The organism is Cobetia sp. SIMBA_158, from assembly GCF_046566945.1.
Classification (GTDB): Bacteria; Pseudomonadota; Gammaproteobacteria; order Pseudomonadales; family Halomonadaceae; genus Cobetia; species Cobetia amphilecti.
Map to the genome: position 1 here is coordinate 92,315 of NZ_JAWJYL010000014.1, position 7,086 is coordinate 99,400.

The window sequence follows — 7,086 nt, forward strand, 5'->3', positions numbered from 1 at the left end:
TATGAGCGCGATTCCGAACATCAACGAAGTGGTGGCAGCTGCTACTGCAAACGCTTCCAGTCAAGGTAACAATGCCTCTTCCGATACAGGAGGCTGCAGCGATTGTCAGATGTGCCAGAAATCCCCAGGGCTGGTCATACTCCCGGTACGTTACGCGGCAATTGCTGAAAGCCACGCTCACGGTATTGATGGACTCGTCCCGATAACAAGTGGAGGAAACTTCGGTGATGGCGTCCTCGACAAGTCGATGCAGAAAGCCAGCTATATTCTGCGCTGTATGCGATTCGGATACTTTTATCTGCACTTTCCGAATGGCGATGCAGACGGTGTCAAATGGCGCAAGTATCGTGTCACCAGTGACAGCAATTTCATTCCTCTTCCGATCGATGGTCTAGCAGCACCTGGTATAGAGAAAACCGTAGCTTGTCGGAGTGGCAGCGATTGGCAGATGGCCCGCTGTGTCACGATCAGTCAGCCAGAAAAGGTGACGCAGGCATGGCTGGCATTTTCTGATACTGACTGGGACAACACGGTGCGGGATCAGGTTGCTCAGAATCCCTCCCAGCGTATGCAGTTTCTTGATCCCTCTCTCTGTATCTCTCCGGCAGCGAGTCAGCCCCATACCGCACCGCTTTCGACAGTGACCGATTGGGTGAGTGAGTATCGCCATAACACGGCCCAAAGCTTCAGTAGTACCGTGGCCGACAAGGATGATTCGCAAAACACCGCCACGTTCGAATCCGTCTACCCCTATCACTGGCGCGCCTTCGAAGCCGACGATCTGGTCGGGATGGCAGAGCGAACATCGCAGGGGCGGTCCATTATCTTTGCGACTCATGACCCGCGGGGCATCACCGTCGAGCTCAATGCCGAGCAGATTCAGGCGGTATCCGCGTCGCTGCAGCGGTATAGTTGGGTGCTTTCCTCGACTCACGGTATTCGTAGTATACGTGCCGCCGTAGAGGAGGATGCCGAAAGAGATTACAGAGATAGTATACTTGGTAGAGAGCAAAATAATCTTGATTATACGAATAGTCAGATCGAGGAAATAAATAGTCGGTACGATAATGTCGAAGACTATGAAGAAATACTTAACCGCAGAACCATGCTTGAAGAGAATCGCAATAGAATTCAAGATCGTCTCGAATATCTGGAGAGAAATAAGATTGATGAAGCTCGCCTTGCGCGCATCCGCCGACAAGCATGGGATGATACGAGGGAAGGGGATACCTATCTACGCAAAAGTGATGAAGCCATTGATGAGGCATACAATCAGGCGCTTGATGATATACAAAAAGCCACAAAGAAATATAGTGATCTCTTGTCGATCGATCATGCTACATGGCTGAAGTCTGAAAGCTTATCTAAAGTCTTTAGTGCCGATTATGTCACGAATCGTCTAGATTCAGGAGTTGAATACGTCGAGGACTTCATTGAATGCATCGAGGAGGCTTCTGATCGTCATGAATGTGCTGAGGTTCTTAAGCAGTGGGTCAGTGCCGGTGATATTAGCGATTCCGCTAATATTTATTTGCGCTGTCTTGGTCATAATCAAGACAGCCATATATTTTCCATAAAAGAGACTTCCTCTCCTGTCACTCTGCAAAATGCTGCTAATGTGCTGGACGGATATCGGCGAGTATGGGAAAGCAGCCGAGAAAAAGTCTTTTCATCTCATAATGTGGAAAATGCTGCACGCAATGCATACGCACGTCTGATACACCAAAGTGGAGCACCAATAGCCCGCTTTTTATCGAATGGGCTTGACCAAGCTGTCACACGTATATTCATGGCAGCTTCCATGCTTTCGACCGATCGTATTTTGATACAACGAGATCTTAAAGGCACACCTGCTCAACATATTTCCATGATGGCTAATCAAAGTCGGGAGTTGATACCCGCTAATAAAAGACCTACACAACAACAGATGAAAAAAGTCATTAGGGAATGGCTGAAAAAATCGGGTATCAATCCAGATATAAAGGTTCCTCATTTCTTCTATCTGGATGAAGCGATGTTGACTGCGGCTGCGGAAGGCCGTGGTGCAAGAGGTGAGGTGACATTACGTTTGCTTCGCTCAACAGAAGATATACTTCTGACATCACGTAATATCCGTGAATCTATTTTGCCGAACTTCCGAAGAATAATAGATAGTGACGTCAGGATGAGTAGTATTGGGCTCTTTTTCTCCGCTATCTCTGTTTACTATGCTAATAGCGCACTAGACAAGGCTAGTCCTTTCAAGAATAAAGAGATGCAGTGGCGTTTTAATTCATCAATCATCACAATAGTAGGTGGTATAAGCGAACTGACCTCCAAGGGCCTCAATGCGGTAAAGGTAGGCGGCTACCTAAGAGTAAGGCGTGGATTCGTCGTTACTTCTGATATTTTTGGCCGTGCTTTGGGGGCTATAGGAGCGTGGATTATAGCGGGGTTGGATGGCTTCAATGCAAAGAAAGAATACACAAGAGGTAATGTAACATTGGGTATACTTTATACTTTATCTGCAATAACTGGGGTGTTTTTGGGGATTGCGCTATTTGCGGCTAATCTATGGTGGATTGCTATACTTTTCGCTATTGGTTTTATTTTGTCTTTGGTAATCTCTTTTTTCTCAATCGAAGATACTCAAAACTGGTTAAACCATAGCTTTTATGGACAAGCGGATAGATTCAAAAGCTTGGAAAATGCTAATAAAGAACTTTCTAACGCGCTGGGGTAAAATATTGAATATTCAAAAATATCTTCGTTTAATGAGTGTAATGAAATCAGGGGATTACCCTGATATTGAAATTCCTGATATTCAAGAAGAGAATAGTATTAAGTCACCGCCACAAACAATATTCTATATTAGTAATGATTGCATTGTTCTAGGAGATGCAGGGTTTCGTGAGAGAGGCATGCTACTTGGTTTGAGTATTCTTTTGATACCAGTAGTAATTGCCATGTGCTTATTTTTTGGTTATTATATGTTTTCGGTAGAAGCGTATATTGCTTTTGCTTTTGTTGTGTTGTTTATTTTGTTTTTGTCACACCCTTATATATTGGGAGCATGGATTGAAATAACACGAGTTCCTGTGTCTCCGGTAGTCTTCAATCGCAGAACAGGTAAAGTATATTTTTTCAGCGATAAAGATCATCAGGCCAAGCAATGGCCTTGGACAGATTGTTTATATGCTGTTGCGTATAAGGGAAGATCTATTGTGGCCTGTCAATATGAACTACGTGGTTTTCTAATGGACGGACATCGTGTCGATGATAGTTTTTCCTTTGGTGATACTGTTCTGGAAATGAAAGAGGCTCCAAAAAATGAGATTTTTTATCTCTTTTATTATATTCAATCTTTCATGGAATATGATGATGAATTTGAAGCTTCATCAGAACTAATATCATGGCGTCCATCGTTAGCTGAATCTGCAAGACACACGATACCTAGGCTCATTACAGATAACTCGTCTGTAAATTTCTTATCTACTGTCTTCTATCGCACCATGTGTGTCTTTTTCTCATGGCAAATACTCGGACATTATCTCATCTGTCGATATGGAAAGATTCCCCAATGGTCACAGGAAATTATCGATGAGTGCGGTGAAGATATAGTTTTAAAGTAACTATATATCATTTTGAATGCAATCACGGTATACAACACACTTTTCAGACCAGGTGGAGAAATTATCAATGTTCGGTTCCGGCGATGGCGTTATCGTACTCGGTGATAGCACGACACATGGTGGCAAGGTGGTGTCTGCCCAGTCCAACTATCTGCTGGAGGGCAAGCCGGTGGCAGTGGTGGGGGACATGGTGACGTGCCCCAAAGATGGCCACAGCACCTGCAGCATCATCGAGGGGCATCCCACCATCAGCTTGAATGGCAAGCCGGTAGCGTTTCATGGCTGCCATACGGCATGTGGGGCGGCGCTGATTTCTGCAGCGAGCGGCAAGCACGGCCTGGGATGAGGGCGTGAACTTGTCCATGAGGTATCTGTATTCGATGATCCCGTAGCCCTGGCTGCGGGATTTTTCGTCAGGAACCTACGTGAACTTACCAAGTTGGTATATCTGTGAGGACGCGTAGGCCTTGCCAGCAAAGATATATTTCTGTGACCCCTACTGCTCGGGCCAGCGAGGGGTTAACGAAAACACCAATGGCTTGATACGTCTGTACTTTCCTAAGGGAGCGGACTATCGACAGGTCAGCAATGCAGAGCTACGCAACTGCTCGAGAAGCTGAATGATTATCCCCTGAAAAATACCTCGGCAATCGAACACCAGCGCAAATATTCTTGGGGAGTGTTCAGGATCCTTGGTCACCGTAGATGCTGCACTTGTTACTTGAGTCCAAGGAATATTTTAAGCTGCATTGAAGTTGAATATTATCTTTGGGAGTTGCTGTGGATTTCAAAGGTCTAACTCAAGGTAAGCTTCTTAGGTACTCTGTAAATAGGAAGTTGTCCGGGGATGAAAAATGCAGGCAATTAAATCCCAAGCATAGAATGCAATGCTTGCCGAAAGATCTTTTTTCGGTTGTGAAGATGAATAATATTTATTTAGAGGTGGTGGATCGGTGGTATGCCCATAAAGGGCATTCATTAATATATTCTTTCGGAATGCTGTTTTTGTTCTTTTTTGCAGTAATTTCCTTATTAGTGGCCACTATTAATAAAGAAGGATATGATGCATGGATCGCACTTATAGGTATGTTGGTGATTATATCTCCGCTCGGTTATATCGGGTATAAATACTTAAGGTTGGAATCTTTTCAGAGGACATATTACCCAGTCAGATTTGACCGAGTAGAGCGTAAAGTATATGCAATTTTACCTAGAAGTAAATTAGTAAGCGAAAACTGGGATGACTTGTTTTTTTATATTGAGGCCAACAATATACCTTTTTCTAGCGAAGATTATTATGAGATAAAAGCACACGTGTTAGCTGAAGATAAAGATACTGTTCTAGAAACCTTCTCTTTAGGTTATCCTGCCTGGGGCGATGAAAATGATGCATGTGCGATTTGGGAGTTTATTAGAAGATACATGGAGGAGCCTGCAGGATATAAGGAAAATTCAAAGCTTATAAATATGTGTATGCCTATAGACAACAAAAGGGAGTCGATTGTCTTTTGTATATTCAGAGCAATGCTTTTGACATCTAACAGCCCTTTTGTTCAATTTATAACCTCTCCTTATATGGCTGTTTTGGCTTGGTGTCGTCTCTTCGCGGTGTATACAAGTAAGACACCCGAATGGCCCACTTATATTAAGGAGAAATACGAAAATGTGAGTGTAGATAAATTTAGTAAAAGCTCTGAAAATAATGTCCAATTGAGGTTTGTTGAAGGTACTTGGCCTATTATATGTTTTATTGCAGGCAGCATTATATCAAGCGCCTTGATTTATATTGGGTGCTATAATTTAATTGAGTTGTTATAAACTATGTTCAGTTCCGGCGATGGCGTTATCGTGCTCGGGGATAGCACCACTCATGGCGGCAAGGTGGTGTTTGCCCAGACCAACTATCTGCTGGAGGGCAAGCCGGTGGCAGTGGTGGGGGACATGGTGACGTGCCCCAAGGATGGCCACAGCACCTGCAGCATCATCGAGGGGCATCCCACTATCAGCTTGAATGGCAAGCCGGTAGCGTTTCACGGCTGCCATACGGCATGTGGGGCGGCGCTGATCTCTGTCGCGAGTGGCAAGCACGGCTTGGGATGAGTGAGTTATTCGAATTATCTCCAAAACCCTCATGGTCACTCCGTGAGGTTTTTTTCGTTGAAGCTTCACAACGATTTCATGAATCGCTCGGAGGTAAGGACTGACGTAAAGGAGGCGGTACAGGGTGCCGCCGATGCCAGCTGCTGGCTGCGTGTCGCGCAACCCAACGCCGGCGCTGGCTGGGGCAGTATCTTCGGGCCGCGTATCGGCCAGGAAGTCATCGTCTATTTCCTCGAAGGCGACGTGGATCGTCCGCTGATCAACGGTCGTGTCTACAACGGCGATCAGACCCCGCAATGGCACTCCAACGGTCTGTTCTCCGGCCTCAAAAGCAAGACCTACCGCGGCTACAAGTACAACGAGCTGGTCTTCGATGACGCCACCGATCAGGAACGCGTGCGCCTGAATTCGGAGCACGAGAAATCCCAGCTCAATCTCGGTTATCTGATCCACCAGCAGGGCAACACACGCGGCAGCTTCCGCGGTACCGGCTTCGAGCTGCGCTCTGACGCCTACGGCGCAATCCGCGCGCATCAGGGCCTGCTGCTGACCAACTGGGGTCAGATCGCCGCCAGTGGCGAACAGCTCGATCTCACGCCCGCTCAGCAACAATTGGCCAACCCCTATCAGCTCTCCAATACGCTCAGCGACAGCGCCACCAGCCACAACGCAGAAGCGCTCGAGTCGCGCGTCAATCTCAAGCAGGCCAGTGAAGATGCCCAGGGGCGTTATGGCGCTGAAGACAGTGGCACCAATTTCGATGGCAGCTCTGCCTCAAGCGCCAGCGCGGGCGGGCGTGGTGAAGCCGCTCGTCTCGACGCCCCCTGGCTGCATGTCAGCTCACCGGCAGGCATCGCACTGAGCACGCCGGAATCCACCCATCTGGCGCAGGGCAAGTCACTCAGCATCACCAGCGGCGAAGACATCAACCTGGCCACCGGCCGCAGCCTGATCGCCTCGCTCTCCGAAAAGTTCTCCCTGTTCGTGCAGCGTGCCGGCATCAAGCTGTTTGCCGCACGCGGCAAGGTGGAAATGCAGGCACAGAGTGATGCGATGGAATTGACCTCTGAGAAGGACATCACCATCACCTCCACCGAAGGCACTGTCACCCTCCAGGCCAAGAACCAGATTCTGCTCACCAGCGGCGGCGGCTATATCCGCCTGAGTGGCGGCAATATCGAAGTGCACGGGCCGGGCAAGGTGGATGCCAAAGGCGCACAGCACAGCTTTGGCGGGCCTACGCGTTTAAGTGAATCACTAAAGCCCTTACCTGAACCAAACTCAGTGTATTGTTAACTCAGGGCGGATGCAGGCTCTGAGTGCAACACCCTATTGAATTGAGGGTGGTGCTTCATTGTGCTTTGCCATCAGTTCA

General features: G+C 47.3%; 6 protein-coding genes. All 6 read left to right on the forward strand.

Features of this window, described 5'->3' with window-relative positions:
• The first annotated feature begins 1 nt into the window (after nucleotide 1).
• The 6 genes from R2R70_RS16705 (at nucleotide 2) to R2R70_RS16730 (ending at nucleotide 7,007) form a co-directional block, all read left to right on the forward strand.
• Nucleotides 2-2,722, forward strand: coding sequence for a T6SS effector BTH_I2691 family protein (locus tag R2R70_RS16705; protein WP_410978550.1), 2,721 nt, complete (start codon nucleotides 2-4; stop codon nucleotides 2,720-2,722).
• A gap of 4 nt (nucleotides 2,723-2,726) precedes the next feature.
• Nucleotides 2,727-3,611, forward strand: coding sequence for a DUF6708 domain-containing protein (locus R2R70_RS16710; RefSeq protein ID WP_410978551.1), 885 nt, complete (start codon nucleotides 2,727-2,729; stop codon nucleotides 3,609-3,611).
• Nucleotides 3,612-3,678: 67 nt separating this feature from the next.
• Nucleotides 3,679-3,957 (forward strand): PAAR domain-containing protein, encoded by a 279-nt coding sequence (locus tag R2R70_RS16715; protein ID WP_410978552.1) that lies wholly within the window; start codon nucleotides 3,679-3,681, stop codon nucleotides 3,955-3,957.
• Between the two features lie 434 nt (nucleotides 3,958-4,391).
• Complete coding sequence (locus R2R70_RS16720; protein WP_410978553.1) at nucleotides 4,392-5,429, forward strand: DUF6708 domain-containing protein; 1,038 nt, start codon at nucleotides 4,392-4,394, stop codon at nucleotides 5,427-5,429.
• A 3-nt stretch (nucleotides 5,430-5,432) separates the two neighbouring features.
• Nucleotides 5,433-5,711 carry a PAAR domain-containing protein gene (locus R2R70_RS16725; RefSeq protein WP_410978554.1) on the forward strand — a complete coding sequence of 93 codons (279 nt, stop codon included), beginning with the start codon at nucleotides 5,433-5,435 and terminating at the stop codon, nucleotides 5,709-5,711.
• A gap of 78 nt (nucleotides 5,712-5,789) precedes the next feature.
• Nucleotides 5,790-7,007, forward strand: a complete 1,218-nt coding sequence (locus R2R70_RS16730) for a DUF2345 domain-containing protein (RefSeq protein ID WP_410978555.1) — start codon at nucleotides 5,790-5,792, stop codon at nucleotides 7,005-7,007.
• The last annotated feature ends 79 nt before the right edge of the window (nucleotides 7,008-7,086 follow it).

Coding starts and splice junctions, on each gene's coding strand:
- R2R70_RS16730 (WP_410978555.1), top strand. CDS start 5,790: ATGAATCGCTCGGAGGTAAGGACTGACGTAAAGGAGGCGGTACAGGGT.
- R2R70_RS16715 (WP_410978552.1), top strand. CDS start 3,679: ATGTTCGGTTCCGGCGATGGCGTTATCGTACTCGGTGATAGCACGACA.
- R2R70_RS16705 (WP_410978550.1), top strand. CDS start 2: ATGAGCGCGATTCCGAACATCAACGAAGTGGTGGCAGCTGCTACTGCA.
- R2R70_RS16725 (WP_410978554.1), top strand. CDS start 5,433: ATGTTCAGTTCCGGCGATGGCGTTATCGTGCTCGGGGATAGCACCACT.